This window comes from Sphingomonas sp. AC449 (assembly GCF_979253475.1).
Window position 1 is genome coordinate 361,681 of sequence record NZ_CEEDCZ010000002.1, and the last position, 18,681, is coordinate 380,361.

The 18,681-nt window shown below is 65.8% G+C and carries 14 protein-coding genes and 1 tRNA gene; 9 read left to right on the forward strand and 6 right to left on the reverse strand.

Annotated elements, in window-relative coordinates:
- Nucleotides 1–23: 23 nt before the first annotated feature.
- Nucleotides 24–1,343 (forward strand): spinster family MFS transporter, encoded by a 1,320-nt coding sequence (locus AC0CH3_RS05255; protein ID WP_354302442.1) that lies wholly within the window; start codon nt 24–26, stop codon nt 1,341–1,343.
- Nucleotides 1,344–1,409: 66 nt separating this feature from the next.
- On the opposite strand, the gene AC0CH3_RS05260 is transcribed toward AC0CH3_RS05255, so the two are convergent.
- Nucleotides 1,410–2,654, reverse strand: a complete 1,245-nt coding sequence (locus AC0CH3_RS05260) for a TetR/AcrR family transcriptional regulator (RefSeq protein WP_354302444.1) — start codon at nt 2,652–2,654, stop codon at nt 1,410–1,412.
- A 157-nt stretch (nt 2,655–2,811) separates the two neighbouring features.
- Between AC0CH3_RS05260 and AC0CH3_RS05265 the strand changes: the two genes are divergently transcribed.
- From AC0CH3_RS05265 to AC0CH3_RS05285, 5 genes are all read left to right on the forward strand, one after another.
- Nucleotides 2,812–4,095, forward strand: a complete 1,284-nt coding sequence (locus AC0CH3_RS05265; protein WP_354302446.1) for an acyl-CoA dehydrogenase family protein — start codon at nt 2,812–2,814, stop codon at nt 4,093–4,095.
- Nucleotides 4,096–4,231: 136 nt separating this feature from the next.
- Nucleotides 4,232–5,314 (forward strand): Zn-dependent alcohol dehydrogenase, encoded by a 1,083-nt coding sequence (locus AC0CH3_RS05270; protein WP_333996367.1) that lies wholly within the window; start codon nt 4,232–4,234, stop codon nt 5,312–5,314.
- A complete protein-coding gene (locus AC0CH3_RS05275; protein WP_465237681.1) occupies nt 5,311–6,378 on the forward strand; it encodes a phosphotransferase family protein in 1,068 nt (355 codons plus the stop codon). The genes AC0CH3_RS05270 and AC0CH3_RS05275 overlap by 4 nt, the downstream gene beginning before the upstream one ends.
- A gap of 111 nt (nt 6,379–6,489) precedes the next feature.
- Entirely contained in the window at nt 6,490–7,254 is a 765-nt protein-coding gene (locus AC0CH3_RS05280; protein WP_354302450.1) for an SDR family oxidoreductase, read from the forward strand.
- Between the two features lie 11 nt (nt 7,255–7,265).
- Nucleotides 7,266–8,063 (forward strand): SDR family NAD(P)-dependent oxidoreductase, encoded by a 798-nt coding sequence (locus AC0CH3_RS05285; RefSeq protein ID WP_457325584.1) that lies wholly within the window; start codon nt 7,266–7,268, stop codon nt 8,061–8,063.
- A gap of 33 nt (nt 8,064–8,096) precedes the next feature.
- On the opposite strand, the gene AC0CH3_RS05290 is transcribed toward AC0CH3_RS05285, so the two are convergent.
- The 5 genes from AC0CH3_RS05290 to AC0CH3_RS05310 all read right to left on the reverse strand — a co-directional run bounded on the left by AC0CH3_RS05290 (nt 8,097) and on the right by AC0CH3_RS05310 (nt 14,998).
- Nucleotides 8,097–8,978, reverse strand: coding sequence for an acyl-CoA thioesterase (locus AC0CH3_RS05290; protein WP_333996370.1), 882 nt, complete (start codon nt 8,976–8,978; stop codon nt 8,097–8,099).
- A gap of 79 nt (nt 8,979–9,057) precedes the next feature.
- Complete coding sequence (locus AC0CH3_RS05295) at nt 9,058–10,185, reverse strand: acyl-CoA dehydrogenase family protein (RefSeq protein ID WP_354302452.1); 1,128 nt, start codon at nt 10,183–10,185, stop codon at nt 9,058–9,060.
- A 141-nt stretch (nt 10,186–10,326) separates the two neighbouring features.
- A complete protein-coding gene (locus AC0CH3_RS05300; protein WP_354302454.1) occupies nt 10,327–11,508 on the reverse strand; it encodes an acyl-CoA dehydrogenase family protein in 1,182 nt (393 codons plus the stop codon).
- A gap of 122 nt (nt 11,509–11,630) precedes the next feature.
- A complete protein-coding gene (locus AC0CH3_RS05305; RefSeq protein WP_465237682.1) occupies nt 11,631–13,661 on the reverse strand; it encodes a 3-hydroxyacyl-CoA dehydrogenase NAD-binding domain-containing protein in 2,031 nt (676 codons plus the stop codon).
- Nucleotides 13,662–13,768: 107 nt separating this feature from the next.
- The gene (locus tag AC0CH3_RS05310; protein ID WP_354302458.1) at nt 13,769–14,998 is read right to left on the reverse strand and encodes a serine hydrolase domain-containing protein; all 1,230 of its coding nucleotides are present in this window, start codon (nt 14,996–14,998) and stop codon (nt 13,769–13,771) included.
- Between the two features lie 187 nt (nt 14,999–15,185).
- Between AC0CH3_RS05310 and AC0CH3_RS05315 the strand changes: the two genes are divergently transcribed.
- The 3 genes from AC0CH3_RS05315 (at nt 15,186) to AC0CH3_RS05325 (ending at nt 18,454) form a co-directional block, all read left to right on the forward strand.
- Complete coding sequence (locus AC0CH3_RS05315) at nt 15,186–16,892, forward strand: class I adenylate-forming enzyme family protein (protein WP_457325588.1); 1,707 nt, start codon at nt 15,186–15,188, stop codon at nt 16,890–16,892.
- A 292-nt stretch (nt 16,893–17,184) separates the two neighbouring features.
- Nucleotides 17,185–18,333, forward strand: coding sequence for an AI-2E family transporter (locus tag AC0CH3_RS05320; protein WP_156350475.1), 1,149 nt, complete (start codon nt 17,185–17,187; stop codon nt 18,331–18,333).
- A 44-nt stretch (nt 18,334–18,377) separates the two neighbouring features.
- Nucleotides 18,378–18,454 (forward strand) — tRNA-Asp (locus tag AC0CH3_RS05325).
- The last annotated feature ends 227 nt before the right edge of the window (nt 18,455–18,681 follow it).

Sequence of the window (18,681 nt, forward strand, 5' to 3'; positions counted from 1 at the left end):
AGTAACGAGTTGAGAGGATGATCATGGCGACAGCGTTCAAGACGCACCCCGAGATCGCAGACGCATTGGCCATGAAGCGTCGCGGATTGACGCTCACCCTACTCACGCTGACCTATTTCTTCAGTTACATGGACCGGCAGATCCTTGCGATCCTGCTCGAGCGGATCAAGGCGGATCTCGTCCTTACGGATACGCAGCTGGGGCTTTTATCCGGGCTCGTCTTTGCGATCTTCTATGCGACGCTCGGCATTCCCGTCGCTCGGCTTGCCGACCGGACCAGTCGTCGCAACATCATCGCGGTCAGCCTGACGATCTGGAGCGCGATGACCGCATTGTGCGGGTTAGCGCAGAATTTCACACAGTTGATGTTGTTCCGTATCGGTGTCGGGATCGGCGAGGCGGGGTCGAGCCCGCCGAGTCACTCGATCATCGCGGATCTCTATCCACCCGAAAAGCGTGCCAGCGCGATGGCGGTCTATTCGCTCGGCGTCGTCCTCGGGGCGGGGTTCGGCACGCTGATCGGCGGTGTCGTCGCGCATGCCTATGGCTGGCGGATCGCGATGATGACCGTCGGGCTGCCCGGCATCGTCCTTGCCGTGGTGGTCCGGCTGTTCATGGTCGAGCCGCGGCGCGGCCTGTCGGATGTCAGTCGCGTGGCGGAGCAACAGGCGATGCCGAGCATCGCGCAGGGCTTTGCATCGATGTGGGCGAGCGCGCCGGCGCGCCATCTGGTGATGGGTGTGACGCTCACGTCGATGATCGGGTATGCGCTGACGGGCTGGGGGCCGAGCTTCATGCAACGCTCGCTCGGGATCTCGATGCTCGACGTGTCGCGCTATATCGCGCTGCCGGGGGCGCTGTTCGGCGCCATCTCCGCGCTGGCAGGCGGCAAGATCGCGGACGTGCTCGCCAAGCGTCACGGCTTGCATGTCCAGTCCTGGGTGGTGCTGGTGATGAAGGCGCTCGCGCTGCCGTTTGCGCTGGCGTTCTACATGATCGACGTGCCCGCGATCGCGATCGGCAGCTATTTCATCTACCTGATCTTCGCCAATTCCTATCTGGGACCGAGCTTCGCGCTGATCCAGCATCTCGCCCCCTTGCGGATCCGGGCGATGTGGGCGGCGATCACGCTGCTCGTCATCAACCTGATCGGGCTGGGCCTCGGCCCGACGATCGTCGGTTGGCTGAGCGACATCCTGAAGCCCGGCTTTGGCGAAGACTCGCTTCGCTATGCGCTGGTCATCGTCGTCATGATGACGCCCTGGGCGCTGTTCCACTATTGGCGTGCAGGCGTGCTGCTCAAGCGGGACGAGGACATCGTGACCGCCGCGCGAGGACACTGACAGATTGGCGCGGGGCGGGCGGATGCCCGGTCCGCGTCAAACCACCGGTCATGGGGACGTGCCGTGTCAGTCCTGGCCCATGCGCTCGTCGAACAGGCCGTAGAGGATGGTCGAGGCATAGAGCTGGATTGCTTTTTCGCGCGGCATCGTCGCTGCCCATTTGCGCATGTCGAACGCCGCATTCTGCAGGGCCATCAGCGCCTGCGCGGCGATCAGCGCGTCGACCGCACGGATCGATCCCTCGCCGATGCCGTCCATCATCATGCCGGCATAGCGCCGCGCGATCCCGTTCGACCGTTCGACCATCGCATCGCGCACGCGGGGCGGGAGGCCGCTGAGCGCGGTCGTGCGAAGCAGCGGGCCGCTCTCGGCGAACTGGACGTCGAGCAACGTCGCCAGCGTGCTCGACAGCCGGTTCCAATAGGTGCCGCCCTGCGCCTCGCCACGCGCTTGCGCATCCGCGATCGTGTCGAAGCTCCGCTTGTAGCAGGCGATGACCAGGTCGTCCTTCGCATCGAGATGGTGGTAGAAGCTGCCCTTGGTGACGTTCAGCTCGGACGCGATCTTCTGTACCGAGGCGCCGCGATAGCCGAGCTCGTTGATCAGCCGCGTCGCCGCCAGCAGGAAGGCCTCGCGCCCCGGTTCGGCATCGTCGTGGCTCAGGTCGATCAGCTTGGGGGACCAGCGCGCCGAGGGGCCCGCGATCCCGTGCGCGAACACGTCCATCAGCCGCGTCTCGACGCGCGCATATTGGTCAGGCTCGTACCGCGTCAGCCAGATCGGCAGCCAGAACGTGTTTTCGAGCAGGACGTGCGCACGCGCGCTCTGGATGTCGGTCTGTGCGCGGCCCGTCGATGGACCCCATAGCAGCCGCGTCCGACGGAACACCTCGCGCCATCCCGCCATCAACCGGCTGCGGATTGGATCCTCGGTTGCGCGCAGGTCGGACAGCACGGCGAACGACTTTTCCTCGCCGCGCTGCACGCGCCCGAGCCGGGCCATGTTGAGCGAGAGATAGCGCGCGACGCGTTCGCGCGGCGTCGCTTCCTCCATCGCCTCGTCGAGCATGCGCAGGAGATAGTCGAGCGTGTTCTCGAACGCTGCGGCGGCAAGGTCTTCCTTGCGTTTGAAATAATAGGTAACGCTCGTCGTGTTGAGGCCGACGCGGCGCGCAACGTCTGCAAACGTCATGCCTTTCGCGCTCTGTTCGTTGATCGCCTCTGCCGCTGCGGCAAGTATGGCGTCACGTTTCGCGCGGAAGCGCTTCGTGCCCTGTTCGCCCTCGTCGCCTGCCGCTGCCGGAATCTTCATCGAAACACCCTAACAGTTTCAATTTGAAGATACAGTGCTTTTTAGGTGCTTTCGCCGTGGCTTGTAAAAGGCGTGTCTGACGCCTCGTTCGATGCTTTACCGAAGATGCGGTATGGTTTACCCGGGTCATGAAACGGGATTGCGAAGGAGGCCGCACGTGGATTTCACCTTGAGCGAACGAGAGACGTATTTTCGCGACCGGGTGCGGGATTTCATCGACCAGAACATCCGTCCGCGACAGTCCGATTATGACGCGCAGGCGCATGAGGGCGAGCGCTGGAAGGTGATTCCGGTCATCGAGGAGATGAAGGAAAAGGCCAAGGCTGCAGGGCTCTGGAATTTCTTCATGCCGCCGCATTCGGGCCAGACGCATGTCGATGATTCCTTCGCGTTCGAAGGGACGCAGCTGACCAATCTCGAATATGCGTTATGCGCGGAAGAGATGGGCAAGGTCAGCTGGGCGAGCGAATGCTTCAACTGTTCCGCACCCGATACGGGCAACATGGAGGTGTTCCACCGCTATGGCACGCGCGAACAGAAGGAGGCGTGGCTGGGGCCGCTGATGCGCGGCGAGATCCGGTCCGCGTTCCTGATGACCGAACCCGCGGTGGCGTCGTCGGATGCGACGAACATCGAGACGTCGATGGTGCGCGACGGCGATCATTACGTGATCAACGGAACCAAATGGTGGTCGTCGGGTGTCGGCGATCCGCGGTGCAAGATCGCAATCGTGATGGGCAAGACGAGCCTCGAGGGTTCGCGTCACCAGCAGCAGAGCCAGATCCTCGTGCCGATGGACACGCCCGGCGTGACGATCAAGCGGATGCTGTCGGTCTATGGCTATGATCATGCGCCGCACGGGCATGGCGAGGTCGTGCTCGAGAATGTCCGCGTGCCCGTCGAGAACGTGCTGCTCGGCGAGGGACGCGGGTTCGAGATCGCGCAGGGCCGACTTGGACCGGGGCGCATCCACCACTGCATGCGGACGATCGGTGTGGCCGAGACCGCGATTGAGGCGATGGCGCGGCGTCTGCTGACCCGCGTCGCGTTCGGCAAGCGGATCGCGGACTTCTCGGTGTGGGAGGAGCGGATCGCCACCGCGCGGATCGATATCGAGATGACGCGGCTGCTGTGCCTCAAGGCGGCGGACATGATGGACAAGGCGGGAAACAAGTCCGCGCAGATCGAGATCTCGATGATCAAGGTCGCCGCGCCTAACATGGCGCTCCGGATCCTCGACGACGCGATCCAGGCGCATGGCGGCGGCGGCGTATCGGGCGATTTCCGGTTGGCGCACGACTGGGCGGCGATGCGGACGCTGCGCTTCGCCGATGGTCCGGACGAAGTCCACAACCGCTCGATCGCGCGCAACGAGTTCGGGAAATACGGCGACTTCCGCAAGGGTGGCGTATCGAGCGGGGATATCGGGGTGAGCCGGTAAACCCGCAACGCCTTCACTTAGTCTGCCTTCGTCATCCTGGGTTCGACCCAGGACCCAGAGCCAAAAGCGCAACGACCTTGGCTCCGGGTCCTGACCTTCGTCAGGATGACGGTCTTGATCCGGAGCGCATCGACCCATGAAAGCCGCAGTCCTTTTCGAAGCCAATACCCCGCTCAGCATCGAGGACGTCACCGTCTCGAAGCCCGGCCCGCGCGAGGTCCTGATCCGGACGATGGCGGTGGGCGTCTGCCGCTCCGATCTGCACTTCGTCGACGGTGCCTATCCGCATGCGATGCCGACGATCCCCGGCCACGAAGCGTGCGGCGTGGTCGAGGCGATCGGTGACGAGGTCGGCATGGTCAAGGTCGGCGACCATGTCGTGACGTGTCTGTCGGCGTTCTGCGGCCACTGCGAATTCTGCGTCACCGGGCGCATGGCGCTCTGCATCGACGCTTCGGTGCGTCGTCCCAAAGGCGCCGCGCCGCGGCTGATGCTTGGCGACCGGCCGATCGCGCAGATGCTCAACCTGTCCGCCTATGCCGAGATGATGCTGGTTCACGAACATGCGTGCGTCGCGATCGACCGCGACATGCCGATGGATCGCGCCGCGTTGCTGGGGTGTGCGATCACCACCGGGGCAGGCGCGGTGTTCAACACCACCGACGTGACGCCGGGCGAGACGGTGTGCGTCGTCGGCTGCGGTGGCATCGGGCTCGCGGCGGTGAACGCGGCGAAGATCGCCGGCGCCGGCAAGATCATCGCGCTCGATCCCGTCCCTGAAAAGCGGGCGATGGCGGAAAAGCTCGGCGCAACGCACAGTATCGACGCGTTGTCGGATACCGCCGCCGACGAGGTCGTCGCGATCACCAAAGGCGGCGTTCATCACGCGATCGAGGCGGTCGGCCGGGCGCAGTCGGCCGCGACCGCGGTCAAGGTGCTGCGCCGCGGCGGGACCGCGACGATCCTCGGGATGATGCCGCTCGGCGAGAAGGTCGGGCTTTCGGCGATGGACCTGTTGTCGGGCAAGCGGCTGCAGGGCGGGTTCATGGGGTCGAACCGGTTTCCCGTCGACATTCCGCGGCTCGTCGACTTCTACATGCGCGGGTTGCTCGATCTCGACACGATCATCGCCGACCGGATGCCGCTCGAGCGGATCAATGACGCGTTCGACGAACTGCGGCGCGGCGACACGACCCGCAGCGTGATCACCTTCGCATGAGCAGCGACGCAGCCAGCACGATGGTCGGTACGATCGCGGTCGGCGAGAAGGACCGGCTCGATCTCGACCGGCTGACGGCCTGGATGGACACGAACGTCGACGGATTTGCCGGGCCGCTGACATACGCCAAGTTCGCCGGCGGTCAGTCGAACCCCACCTACCGGCTCGACACGCCCGGGCGGGCGTACGTCCTGCGACGTAAACCGTTCGGGCCGATCCTGCCCTCCGCGCACGCGGTCGACCGTGAATATACGGTGATCGCCGGCCTCCATCCGACGGGCTTTCCGGTGCCGCGGCCATATGGGCTCTGCGAGGATCCCGGCGTCATCGGCGCGGCGTTCTACGTGATGGAGATGGTCGAAGGACGGACCATCTGGGACGGTTCGATGCCCGGCGCGACGCGTGCCGATCGTCGGGCGCATTATGACGCGATGGTCGACACGCTCGCCGCGCTTCACAATACCGATCACGTCGCGGCCGGGCTCGGCGCCTATGGCAAGCCTGGCAATTATTTCGAGCGACAGGTCGGGCGGTGGACCAAACAATATCGCGCGGCGGAGACCGAGCGGATGGATTCGGTCGAGCGGCTGATCGACTGGCTGCCGCGTACGCTGCCCGAGCAGACGCGGACGTCGATCGTGCACGGCGACTATCGTATCGACAACATGATCTTCGCACCCGCCGAGCCCAGGGTGATCGCGGTGCTCGACTGGGAATTGTCGACGCTCGGCGACCCGCTGGCCGATTTTTCGTACTTGCTGATGAGCTGGGTGACCGAGCCCGAGGGACGCTCCGGCGTGCTCGGGATGACCGGGGACGAGACGGGGATCCCGACGATCGAGCAGGTCGTCGAACGCTATTGCGCGGCAACGGGGCGCGACGGCGTTCCCGATCTCAACTGGTATTTCGCGTACAATCTCTTCCGCCTGACGGGGATCGTCCAGGGGATCAAGCGGCGGATCATCGACGGCACGGCGTCGAGCGCGCAGGCGGAGAAGACGGTGGCGAAGATCCACGGTCTCGCGGACGCGGCCTGGGGTTTCGCGGTCAAGGCGGGGGCGTGAGACGCGCGACATGACGTCCCGTCCTTTGGCGAGACTCAGTCTTCGCTGACGACGGGTTTGGAGAAGCGGTAGGCGTTCACGCCGTCAATCGACGGAAGAGGGAGCAAGCAGATGTCGCAATTCGACCTGACCGGAATGGTCGCGATCGTCACCGGATCGTCGCGGGGCATCGGCCTTGCGTCGGCACGCGAACTCGCCGAGCACGGCGCGAAGGTCGTCATTTCGAGCCGCAAGCAGGACGCGTGCAATAGTGTGGCGGGCGAGATCAATGCCCGGCACGGTGATGGCACCGCGATCGCGATCGCGGCCAACATCTCCGACAAGGCGGGATTGCAGGCGCTGGTCGACCAGACGCGGGCGGCGTTCGGCAGGATCGACATCCTCGTCTGCAACGCGGCCTCGAACCCCTATTACGGGCCGCAGGCGGGTATCGCCGATGACCAGTTCCGCAAGATCCTCGACAACAACATCGTCTCGAACCACTGGCTGATCCAGATGGTCGCGCCGGAGATGATCGAGCGCGGCGCCGGGAGCATCATCATCATCTCGTCGATCGGCGGTCTTCGTGGCTCGCCGGTGATCGGCGCCTATTGCATCAGCAAGGCCGCCGATATGCAGCTTGCGCGCAATCTCGCGGTCGAATTCGGGCCGTCGGGCGTCCGCGTCAACTGCATCGCGCCCGGCCTCATCAAGACCGATTTCGCGCGCGCCTTGTGGGAACACCCCGACCGGATCGAGGCCGCGAATACGCGCGTGCCGCTGCGCCGGATCGGCGAGCCGCACGAGATAGCGGGCGCGGTCGTGTTCCTCGCATCGTCCGCGAGCAGCTTCATGACGGGACAGACGATGGTCCTCGATGGCGGGGTCACGATTTAACGGAGGGCATCATGCGTTTTCAGGACAGGTCGATCGTCGTCACCGGCGCGGGCTCGGGCATCGGTCGGGCCGCGGCATTGCTGTTCGCTGCGGAGGGCGGCCGGGTGGTCGTCGCGGACCTCACCGAGGGCGCCGACGAGACGGCGCGGATGATCACCGATGCGGGGGGGACGGCAAGCGCGATCCGGATGGACGCGGGGTCCGAGGAGGATGTCGTCCGCACCGTGACGCTGGCGTGCGACAGCTTTGGCGGGCTCGACGTGATGTTCGCCAATGCGGGGATCTCGGGCGGGATGGCGAACCTGTTCGATACCGACGTGGCGCTGTTCACGGAGGTGCTTCGCGTCAACCTCATCGGGCCGTTCCTCGCGGTGAAGCATGCCGCACCGCGGATCGGCGAGCGCGGCAAGGGGGCGATCATCCTGACCGCGAGTGTCGCGGGGATCCGGTCGGGTGCCGGTTCGCCCGCCTATTCCGCCTCCAAGGCCGGCGTGATCAACCTTGCCGCGGTGTCGGCACAGCAATTGTCGGGGTCCAACGTCCGGGTCAACGCGATCTGCCCGGGCCTGACCGAGACGGGGATGACCAAACCGGTGTTTGATTATGCCCGCGAATCCGACAAGATGCACCGCGTCGGTCGGTTGAATCCGCTTCACCGCGGCGCGCAGCCCGACGAACTCGCCAAGGTCGCGCTGTTCCTCGCGTCGGACGATGCCAGCTATGTGAATGGCCAGGCGATCGCCGTCGATGGCGGGCTGTCGTCGAGCCATCCGGTGACGCGTCAGGACTATGGCAAGACCGCGGTCTGACGCGGTCCCGGGGGCGGGCGGGGCGCTGTCGGCTCAGCGCCGCATCCGGATCAGTCCTTCCTGTGCGACGCTTGCGACCAGCCGGCCGTCGCGCGAGAAGATCTTGCCGCGGTTGAAGCCCCGCGCGTGGCCCGACCAGGGTGCATCGCAGGTGTAGAGCAGCCAGTCGTCGGCGCGGAAATCCTCGTGCAGCCATAGCGAATGGTCGAGGCTGGCGGTCTGTAGCCCCGGCGTGATCCAGTTGACGCCGTGCGGCAGCAACGCGGTCCCCAGCAACGCCATGTCCGAGGCATAGGACAGGACTGCGCGATGCATCGCCGGGTCGTCGCCGATCGGCGCGACGATGCGAAACCAGTTGGCATGGTTCGGCGCCTGCGCGGGTGGATCGATCCAGCTGCGCGGGTTGACCGGGCGGACCTCGATCGGGCGCCAGCGGAGCATGTGCGCGCGGAATTTCTCGGGGATGCCGTCGAGATTCTCCAGCCGCAGGTCGCGATCGGAGCGAAGCGTCTCGGGTGGCGCGACGTCGGGCATCACGTCCTGGTGGTGCAGGCCGTCCTCGGGTGTCTGGAACGATGCCGCCATGTTGAGGATCGGCTGCCCCTTCTGCATCGCGATCACGCGGCGCGTCGCGAAGCTGCGGCCCTCGAAGTCGCGGACGACGCGGTAGACGATCGGATAATCCTCGTTACCCGGGCGCATGAAATAGGCGTGGAGCGAATGCGCCGCCTTGGGCGCCTCGGTCGAGCGCTGCGCGGCCTGCAGCGCCTGCGCGATCACCTGACCGCCGAACACGCGACCGACACCGCCGGGCTGGCGCTTGCCGACATACAGGTCGGTATCGACCTCCTCGATCTCGAGCAGGTCGACAAGGCCCTTGGCGAGGGCTTCGGGGGACGTATCGGCAGTATCCACGCGTATCTGACCTCCATGCTCTCCCGCGAAGGCGGGAGCCCAGTCTGGGCCCCCGCCTTCGCGGGGGTACAACGTAGCGTCAATAGCCCGCGGCGATGGCCAGTCGGTCGGCATGGAAGTTGGCGTCGCCGAACAGCTCGGCCAGTACGCGGGCGCGCTTCATGTAGAAGCCGATGTCATATTCGTCGGTCATGCCGATGCCGCCGTGCATCTGGACGCTTTCCTGTACGCTGAGCGTCGTCGCGAGCGCGGTCATCGCCTTGGCGACCGAGACAGCCTCGTCCGCGCGGTCGCTTCCCGTGTCGAGCAGCTGCTGCGCCTTGAGTACCGCGGCGCGCGCGACCTCCATCTCGGAGTAGAGATGCGCGGCGCGGTGCTGGAGCGCCTGGAAGCTGCCGATCAGCGTGCCGAACTGCTTGCGCTGCTTCATGTAACCGATCGTCATGTCCATCGCGCCGCCGCCGACGCCGAGCAGTTCGGCAGACGCGCCGGTCCGGCCTGCGCGGAGCAGACGGTCGAGCGGCGCGCGGCCGGCATCGACCTCGCCGATCACCGCGTCGGCATCGACCTCGACCCCGTCGAAGTCGAGGCGCGCGGCGAGGCTCGCATCGGCAAGGCGTTCGGCGTTCGCGCTGAGCCCGGCGGCGTCCTTCGGCACCGCGAACAGAGTGATGCCGTCCGCATCGTCCGCGCCGCCTGCGGTACGCGCGGCGACGATGATCAGGTCGGCGGTGTGGCCATGCGCGACGAAGCGCTTGGCGCCGGTCAGCCTGAAGCCGTTGCCGGCGCGTTCGGCGGTCATCGCGATGCTGTCGCGGTGCTTGGCAGCCTCGTCGATCGCGAGCGCGGCGACGGTCTCGCCGGCGATGATGCCGGGGAACCAGCGTTCGGCCTGGCCGGTGCCCTTGAGCGCCTCGACCGCGGCGACGGCGGTGGTCAGGAAGGGGGAGGGCGACAGGTTGCGACCGATCTGTTCGAGCACGACGCCCGCCTCGACATGGCCAAGCCCGAGCCCGCCCTGGTCCTCGCCGATCAGGATGCCGGTAAAGCCCATCTCCGCGAACTGCTTCCACAGGTCGCGCGAGAAGCCGGTCTCGTCCTCGGCATCGCGGAGCGCGCGCATATGGCTGACGGGGGCGTGTTCCGCCACGAAGTCGCGGATCGTGTCCTGAAGGACGGTCTGGTCGTCGTCGAGATAGAGTGGCATTTCTGTTCCTTCTGCTCCCTCTCCCCGCCGGGGAGAGGGGCGGGGTGAGGGGTGGTGGGGCGGATCGTCCGAGCCTCACTGCCCCTCACCCGCCTTCGCTTCGCTGCGGCACCCTCTCCCCGGTGGGGAGAGGGAATGAATTTACGCCGGCAGTTCGAGGATCCGCTTGGCGATGATGTTGAGTTGGATTTCGCTCGTCCCGCCCTCGATCGAGTTCGCCTTGGTGCGCAGCCACGAGCGCGGGATCGCACCGCCGCGCGAGCGGTCGCTGTCCCATTCGAGCGCATCCGAGCCGCCCGCCGCCATCATCAGTTCGTAGCGCGACTTGTTCAGCTCGGTGCCGTAATATTTCATCATGCTCGGTTGCGCGGGATGCGCCTTGCCCGCCTTCAGTTCGTCGATGAACCGCTCGGACATCGCCCCGAACGCCTTGGCGCGCACCTCGAACAGCGCGATCGACGCACGCAACAGCGGGTCGGCGAGGCGGCCGTCATGGCCGAGCCCGACCGTGGCGATCGCCCCGTCGATCAGCGGGTTGCCGCCCGACGAGGCGAGCCCCATCCCCGAGATCATCTCGCGCTCATGCCCGAGCAGATATTTGGCGACGTCCCAGCCCTTGTTCTCCTCGTACACGCGGTTGACCTTGGGAACCTCGACATTGTCGAAGAAGGTCTCGCAGAACGGCGAATTGCCGCTGATCAGCAGGATCGGCTTGGTCGAGACGCCGGGGGTGGCCATGTCGAACAGCACGAAGCTGATCCCGCCCTGCTTCGAGGTCTTGTCGGTGCGGACGAGGCAGAAGATCCAGTCCGCCTTGTCGGCGTAGCTGGTCCAGACCTTCTGGCCGTTGACGAGATAATGGTCGCCCTTGTCCTCCGCCGAGGTGGCGAGCCCTGCAAGATCGGAGCCCGCATTGGGTTCGGAATAGCCCTGGCACCAGCGGATCTCGCCGCGCGCGATCTTGGTCAGGTGATCGAGCTTCTGCTCCTCGGTGCCATATTTGAGCAGTGCCGGTCCGAGCATCGAGATGCCGAAGCTGTTGAGCGGGTTGCGCGCCTTGATGGCTGCCATTTCCTCGCGCAGGATCTTGGTCTCGGCAGGCGACAGGCCACCGCCGCCATAGGCTTTGGGCCAGTCGGGGACGGTCCAGCCCTTGGCCGCCATCAGGTCCAGCCACTGTTTTTGCGCAGGGCTCGATGGCTTGAACTGGCGACCACCCCAGCAGACGTCGTCCTCCGATCGCACCGGCTTGCGCATCTCGGGCGGGCAGTTCTCCGCGAGCCAGGCGCGGGTTTCGGTGCGGAAGGTGTCGAGGTCGGTCATCGGGTCATCCTTTCTCCCTCTCCCCTGCGGGGGGAGGGTGGGGTGAGGGGCTGTCAGGGGCGGAGCACTGCTTGGCCGCCCCTCACCCCGGCCCTCTCCCCCGAGGGGAGAGAGAGTAGAAGTTACTTGATCCTGCCACCGCTGGCGGCGGCGTCCTTGAGCGACTTGGCGACGGGGAACCCGTATTTCTCGAGCCCAGCGACGACCTTCGGCAAGCCTTCCGACTGCGCCCAGAACATCGGGCCGCCGCGATAAACGGGCCAGCCATAGCCGTAGATCCACACCACATCGACGTCGGACGCGCGCTGCGCCTTGCCCTCCTCGAGGATCAGTGCGCCTTCGTTGACCATCGTGTAGAGCGTGCGCGCGACGATCTCCTCGTCGCTGATCTCGCGCGGGGTAACGCCCGACTTGGCGCGGAAATCGTCGATGATCTCGGCGACGCGGGGGGAGTTGGACGGCGTGCGCTTCTCGTCGTAATCGTAGAAGCCCGCCTTGGTCTTCTGGCCCCAGCGGTTCTCGGCGGCGAGTGCGTCGCGGATGTTCTCGATCCGGCTCGGGTCGCGGTGCCAGCCGATATCGACGCCGGCGAGGTCGCTCATCTGGAACGGGCCCATCGGCATGCCGAATGCGACATGGACCTTGTCGATCTGCTCGGGGCTCGCGCCCTCGAGCAACAGCTTGGTCGCCTCGACCTGGCGCGGCATCAACATGCGGTTGCCGATGAAGCCGTAGGTGACGCCCGCCACGACCGCGACCTTCTTGATCTTCTTGGCGAGCGCCATGACGGTCGCGAGCACGTCGTCCGCGGTCTTGTCGCCGCGCACGACCTCGAGCAGCTTCATCACGTTGGCGGGCGAGAAGAAGTGCATGCCCACGACGTCCTCGGGACGCTTAGTGCAGGCCGCGATCTCGTCGATGTTGAGATAGGAGGTGTTCGACGCGAGGATCGCGCCGGGCTTGGCGATCGCGTCGAGACGCGTGAAGATGTCCTTCTTCACCTCCATCGTCTCGTACACCGCCTCGATGATCAGGTCGCATTCGGCGAGGTCGGCGAAGTCGAGCGTGGGCTTCAGCGCGCCCATCGCCTGTTCAACCTGTTCGGGCTTCATCCGGCCCTTGGCGGCGGTCGCCTCGTAATTCTTGCGGACGACGCCGGTGCCGCGGTCGAGCGCGTCCTGCTGCATCTCGACGATCGTGACGGGAATGCCCGCGGACAGGAAGTTCATCGAGATGCCGCCGCCCATCGTGCCCGCGCCGATCACGCCGACGCGTTTGATCTCGCGCAGCTTGGTGTCGGCGGGGACGTCGTCGATCTTGGCGGCCTGGCGTTCGGCGAAGAAGATGTGGCGTTGCGCGGCGGACTGGACGCCCATCATGAGCGCCATGAACTGTTCGCGTTCGAACGCGATACCCTCGGCGAAGCTGGAGCCGTCGGCGGCCTTCTCGACGCAGGCGATGTTGGCGGCGGGCGCGTCGAAGTTGCGGAAGCGGCGGGCATTTTCCTTCTTGAACGCGGCGACGACGTCGGGATCGGCCTGCGCGGTCTTCTCGGAGGCGCGGGGCAGGGGGCGCTTGGTCGCGATCTCGCGCGCGAACGCGATCGCGTCCGCCTCCAGGCTGTCCTCGCCGACGATCTTGTCGATCAGGCCGGCGTCGAGCGCCTTCTTCGCCGAGATCGGATCGCCCTTCGCGGTCATCTCGAGTGCGAGCTTCACGCCGGCGATGCGCGGGATGCGCTGCGTGCCGCCCGCGCCGGGGAGCAGGCCGAGCTTCACCTCGGGCGTGCCGATCTTCGCCGAGGGGACGGCGACGCGGTAATGACAGCCGAGCGTGACTTCGCACCCGCCGCCGAGCGCGGTGCCGTGGATCGCGGCGACGACGGGCTTCGACGACGCCTCGATCATGTCGACGACGGTCGGCAGGCCGGGCTCGATCATCGGCTTGCCGAATTCGGTGATGTCGGCGCCCGCGAAGAAGGTCCGGCCGTCGCAGCGGATCACCATCGCAGTGATGCTCGCATCGGCGACACCTTCCTTGATCGCTGCTTCGAGCCCCTGGCGGACCGCTGCGCCGAGTGCGTTGACCGGCGGGTTGTTCGAGATGATGACGAGCACGTCGTCATGGCGTTCGGTGCGGATCGGGCTGGTCATTCTTCTCTCCTGCGGTTTGAACGTCATGCCAGCGAAAGCTGGTATCTCCTCGTAACGGGGAGACCCCAGCGTTCGCTGGGGTGACGGAATATCTGGATGTCGGCAAATCAGGTCATCGCCGCATAGATCATCGTCTTGAGTTCGCGGCGGATCGGGTAGAGACTGCTCGGCGAAACCTGCGTCATGAACACCATCGACAGCCGCTCGACCGGATCGATGAAGAACGCCGTCGAGAACATCCCGCCCCAGTAATATTCGCCCTTCGAACCGGCGATCATCGACCTGGCGGGATCGATCGTGATGGCAAAGCCGAGACCGAAGCCGGTGCCGGCATTGGCCGCCTCGCTGAACAGCGACTGCGACATTGTCGCGAGATCCGCCCCGCCGGGCAGATGGTTCTGCGTCATGAGGTCGAGGGTCTTGCGGCCGATGATGCGCGCGCCGTCGAGCGTACCGCCGTTGAGGCACATCCGGCAGAAGCGGTGATAGTCGAGCGCGGTCGACACGAGCCCGCCGCCGCCCGACAACAATGTCGGCGGACGGCTCCACGCGCTCTTCTCGCCGCGGTCGAGCATCGTCCGTCCCTTGCCCGGCGCGACGGTGTAACAGTCGGTCAGACGATCGACCTTGTCGGCGGGGACCTGGAAGAACGTGTCGTCCATCTTGAGCGGGACGAAGATTCGCGTGGTGAAGAACGTGTCGAGCTTCACGCCCGCGATCCGTTCGATCACCGCCCCCAGCACGTCGGTCGCGACCGAATAGTTCCACGACGTGCCGGGCGAGAATTCGAGCGGCAGCGCCCCCAGCGCGCCGACGAAACCGTCGAGATCGAGGTTGCCGTGCCAGTTCTCGATCTTGCCCTCGCGATACGCGGCATCGACGTTCGAGCGGTTCTGGAACCCGTAGGTCAGCCCCGAGGTATGGCGCAGCAGATCGATCATCCGCATCGGTTCGGCGGTTGGCTTCACCGCGAACGGCACGCCTGCGCCGCCGCCATTGTAGACGCCGATCCCCTTAAATTCGGGCAGGACGTGGTGGACGGGCGTATCGAGCGCGACCAGCCCTTGCTCGACCAGCATCATGAACGCGATCGAGGTGATCGGCTTGGTCATCGACGCGATCCGGAACAGCGAGCTTTCGTCGATCGGCGCGCCCCCCTCGCGGGCGAGCCCCTGATGCGAGAAATGAACGATCTCGCCGTCGCGCGCGATCAGCAGCTGCGCGTTGGGAAGCCGGCCCGACGCGACATATCGGTCGCGAAGGAGCGTATCGATCGCGGTAAGGCGTGCAGGATCAAAGCCATGCCGTTCGGGATCGCCGAGGATCGTGCCGGTCATCGCGCATGCCTCATGATGTACCATACCCCCGGTTCGAACATTGTTCATGCTATTGCCTTGAGCGCGGCGTAAATCAACTCTAAACCCACTGCCAGTTGGGCGATAAGCCAAACCCGAAATTCATATTTGGAGTGGACCGGCCTTGGTACAAGAACCGATCATCGCCCTGGACCCGCGCTGGCCCGTCATGTCCATGACCGAGACCGAGCGGTTGCTGACCGCGGCCGGAAGCAAGTTCGAGATGGACGTCGTGACGATAGGCGGCGTGGAGACGCGGATCTGGAAGAACGCACCGCCGTCACTGCGCTATCTGATCGAGGCGGCCCGCGGACATGGCGAGCGTCTGTTCACGATCTACGAGGACGAGCGCGTGAGCTATGAGGCGACATGGCGCGCGGTCACGACGCTCGCGGCGCATCTGCGCGCGCTCGGGGTAGGGCCCGGGGACCGCGTCGCGCTGGCGATGCGCAACCTGCCCGAATGGCCGGTCGCGTTCTTTGCTGCCACCGCGATCGGCGCGATCATGGTGCCGCTCAATGCGTGGTGGACGGGCGCCGAGCTTGAATACGGGCTTGCCGATTCCGGTGCGCGGGTGCTGATCGCCGACGACGAACGGCATCACCGGCTCGAGACCGCCTATGCCACGCTGCCGTTGCTCGAGCATGTGCTCGTCAGCCGTGCGGCCGAGCCGCTTGGTGGAATCGCGTCGCCGCTCGAGGAGATCATCGGCGCACCACAGGCCTGGGCGACGCTGCCCGAGCAGCCGCTCCCCGACGCGACGATCGCGCCCGACGACGACGCGACGATCTTCTATACCAGCGGCACGACGGGGGCGCCAAAGGGGGCGCTCGGGACGCATCGCAACATGATGTCGAACATCATGACGGGCGGGTATTCGGGGGCGCGGTCGGCGTTGCGCCGCGGCGAAACGCCACCCGAACCGACACCCCGCGTCAGCCTGACGGTAATCCCGATGTTCCACGTCACCGCCTGTTCGGCGGGGATGATGGGGGTGATCGCGACGGGCAGCACGATGATCTTCATGCGCAAATGGGACACCGTGCGTGCGATGGAGATCATCGAGCGCGAGAAGGTGAACGTGACCGGGGGTGTGCCGACGATCGCGTGGCAGCTGATCGAGCATCCCGACCGCCATCGCTACGACCTGTCGTCGCTCGAATCGGTCGCCTATGGCGGGGCACCATCCGCACCCGAACTGGTCAAGCGGATCCATGCCGAACTCGGCGCGCTGCCCGGCAATGGCTGGGGCATGACCGAGACGATGGCGACGGTGACGCATCACGGCGCGGAGGATTATCTCAACCGCCCGACCAGCGCAGGTCCGCCCGCGCCGGTGGTCGACCTGAAGATCGTCGCCGAGGACGGCGCCACCGTGTTGCCGGTGGGCGAGGTCGGCGAATTATGGGCGCGCGGGCCGATGATCGTGAAGGGGTATTGGAACAAGCCCGACGCGACCGCGGCGACGTTCATCGACGGCTGGGTGCGAACCGGCGATCTTGCCCGGCTGGATGAGGAGGGGTTCTGCTACATCGTCGACCGCGCCAAGGACATGATCATCCGCGGCGGCGAGAACATCTATTCCTCCGAGGTCGAAAACGTCCTGTACGAGCATCCTGCGGTGACCGATTGCGCGTTGATCGGCATCCCGCACCGTACACTCGGCGAGGAGCCCGCGGCGGTGGTGCATCTGGCGCCCGGGACGCACGCGACCGAGGCGGAGCTTCAGGCATGGGTGCGCGCCCGGCTCGCGGCGTTCAAGACACCCGTCGCGATCCATTTCGTCGGCGAGACGCTGCCGCGCAACGCCAATGGCAAGATTCTCAAAAAGGATCTTCAGTCGCTGTTTGCCGACCGTGCGATGGCGAGCGCCTGAGACGGCGTGTCACCATCCGGCGACGATGACGGGCGCGGGGAAGCGTCGCGTGCCCGCCGCGCGCTGATCGTCGCCTGTGGTCGCCGCCTCTATCCCTGCTTGTAACCCGCTGCGATTGCGACAAGGAGAGGGGGAAGCAGAGGGTGGCGACATGACGAACGACGAATCTTCCGGAGAGCCGGCCTTGTCCGCCGATGTTGGCCAGAACCGGGATGTGGCAGACGGTTCGTCACCGGGCAGCGGCGCGGATGGTGCGTTCGGATTGCCGATCGGCGTCGGCGTCGAGGACGCGATGCGGATCGCACAGCGACGCGACCGGTTGCTCGCCGCGCTGACGCTGACCGCGGGCGTCGGGCTGGTCATCGCCATGCCGTTCGCGCTCAAGGCTGGCGCCGAATTCTTCCTGCCGCTGACGACCGCATTGGTGATTGCGGTCGCGTTGATCCCGGTGCTCGAATGGCTCGAGCGGCGCGGCGTTCCTTCGGCGATCGCGGCGCTGGCGTGCATCCTGGTGTTCCTCGTCGCGGCGAACATCGCGATCGCGGCGATCCTGGTCCCGGCGACCGACTTTTTCCGCCTGCTGCCGACGCGGCTCGACCGGATCCAGAGCAATCTTGCGCCTTTGCTCGACCTGTATTCGAGTCTCGAAAAATATGTGAACCGGACGCTGCGTCAGGTCGCATCGACCCCGATCAAGCAACCGGCGACGGCGGGCGTTGCCGCGCCAAGCTCGATCCTCGAATTCGCGGCGACCTCGGCGCCGGCGGTGATCGTCCAGCTGCTGTTCGGTATCCTGATCGTGTTCTTCTTCCTGTCGGGATGGACCGGCATGCGGCGGCAGACGATCACCGGGCGGACCAGCTTCGACGGCGCGATGGCGACGGCGCGCGTGATCCAAGACGTCGTCGACGACGTCTCCGCCTATCTGGGGACGATCACGCTGATCAACGTCACGCTCGGCATCGTCACTGGGGTCGCGTTGTGGGCGATCGGCATGCCCTATCCGGCGATGTGGGGCGGGATCGTCGCGTTGCTGAACTACATCCCGTATTTCGGGCCGGTGATTGGCGCGTTCCTGCTGGGGCTGGGCGGGTTGATGACGTTCTCGGACATCTGGATGGCGATGCTGCCGCCCGCGCTGATGTACGGGCTCCATCTGGTCGAGGCGAATGCGATCACGCCGTTCATCGTCGGTCACCGCCTGACGATTTCCCCGTTGCTGATCCTCATCTCGCTGAGCTTCTGGGGATGGGTCTGGGGCACGCTCGGGGCGTTGCTCGCGGTGCCGCTTCTCATCATCCTGCAGACGGTGCTGGGGGCGGCGGGGAAGCCCGATATCGCGGGGTTCCTGTTCGAGCACGGCACGCTGGTACAGAACAAGACGGGGCGAAATCGACGTCGCGGCGACGCATCCGAGCAACAACGTGAAACGGGGGGTTGACGGTATCCGAACCCTCGCCTAGTTGCCGCCTCCACGCTGTTTCAGCGGGTGTAGCTCAGTTGGTTAGAGCGCCGGCCTGTCACGCCGGAGGTCGCGGGTTCGAGTCCCGTCACTCGCGCCACCCTCGACAGGGTGGCCGAGATCCCTTCCAGATTTTTGAGTGCTGCGAGCATTCCCCCCACATGCCGTTCGTGCTGAGTAGAGACCGAGTAGCTTCGTCAGAAGCGTATCGAGGGCTCGTATCGAAGCAACGTAGCCGCGCGCCAACGTGTCCTTCGATACGCCCTCTCGATACGCCGCCTGCGGCGACTACTCGACGGCTACTCAGGACGAACGGGCAAGGGGCGG

What these genes read in the sequence shown, in the direction of transcription:
- AC0CH3_RS05255 (WP_354302442.1), top strand. Translation starts at nt 24, where the DNA reads ATGGCGACAGCGTTCAAGACGCACCCCGAGATCGCAGACGCATTGGCC.
- AC0CH3_RS05260 (WP_354302444.1), bottom strand. Translation starts at nt 2,654, where the DNA reads ATGAAGATTCCGGCAGCGGCAGGCGACGAGGGCGAACAGGGCACGAAG.
- AC0CH3_RS05270 (WP_333996367.1), top strand. Translation starts at nt 4,232, where the DNA reads ATGAAAGCCGCAGTCCTTTTCGAAGCCAATACCCCGCTCAGCATCGAG.
- AC0CH3_RS05275 (WP_465237681.1), top strand. Translation starts at nt 5,311, where the DNA reads ATGAGCAGCGACGCAGCCAGCACGATGGTCGGTACGATCGCGGTCGGC.
- AC0CH3_RS05280 (WP_354302450.1), top strand. Translation starts at nt 6,490, where the DNA reads ATGTCGCAATTCGACCTGACCGGAATGGTCGCGATCGTCACCGGATCG.
- AC0CH3_RS05285 (WP_457325584.1), top strand. Translation starts at nt 7,266, where the DNA reads ATGCGTTTTCAGGACAGGTCGATCGTCGTCACCGGCGCGGGCTCGGGC.
- AC0CH3_RS05295 (WP_354302452.1), bottom strand. Translation starts at nt 10,185, where the DNA reads ATGCCACTCTATCTCGACGACGACCAGACCGTCCTTCAGGACACGATC.
- AC0CH3_RS05300 (WP_354302454.1), bottom strand. Translation starts at nt 11,508, where the DNA reads ATGACCGACCTCGACACCTTCCGCACCGAAACCCGCGCCTGGCTCGCG.
- AC0CH3_RS05305 (WP_465237682.1), bottom strand. Translation starts at nt 13,661, where the DNA reads ATGACCAGCCCGATCCGCACCGAACGCCATGACGACGTGCTCGTCATC.
- AC0CH3_RS05310 (WP_354302458.1), bottom strand. Translation starts at nt 14,998, where the DNA reads ATGACCGGCACGATCCTCGGCGATCCCGAACGGCATGGCTTTGATCCT.
- AC0CH3_RS05315 (WP_457325588.1), top strand. Translation starts at nt 15,186, where the DNA reads ATGTCCATGACCGAGACCGAGCGGTTGCTGACCGCGGCCGGAAGCAAG.
- AC0CH3_RS05320 (WP_156350475.1), top strand. Translation starts at nt 17,185, where the DNA reads ATGCGGATCGCACAGCGACGCGACCGGTTGCTCGCCGCGCTGACGCTG.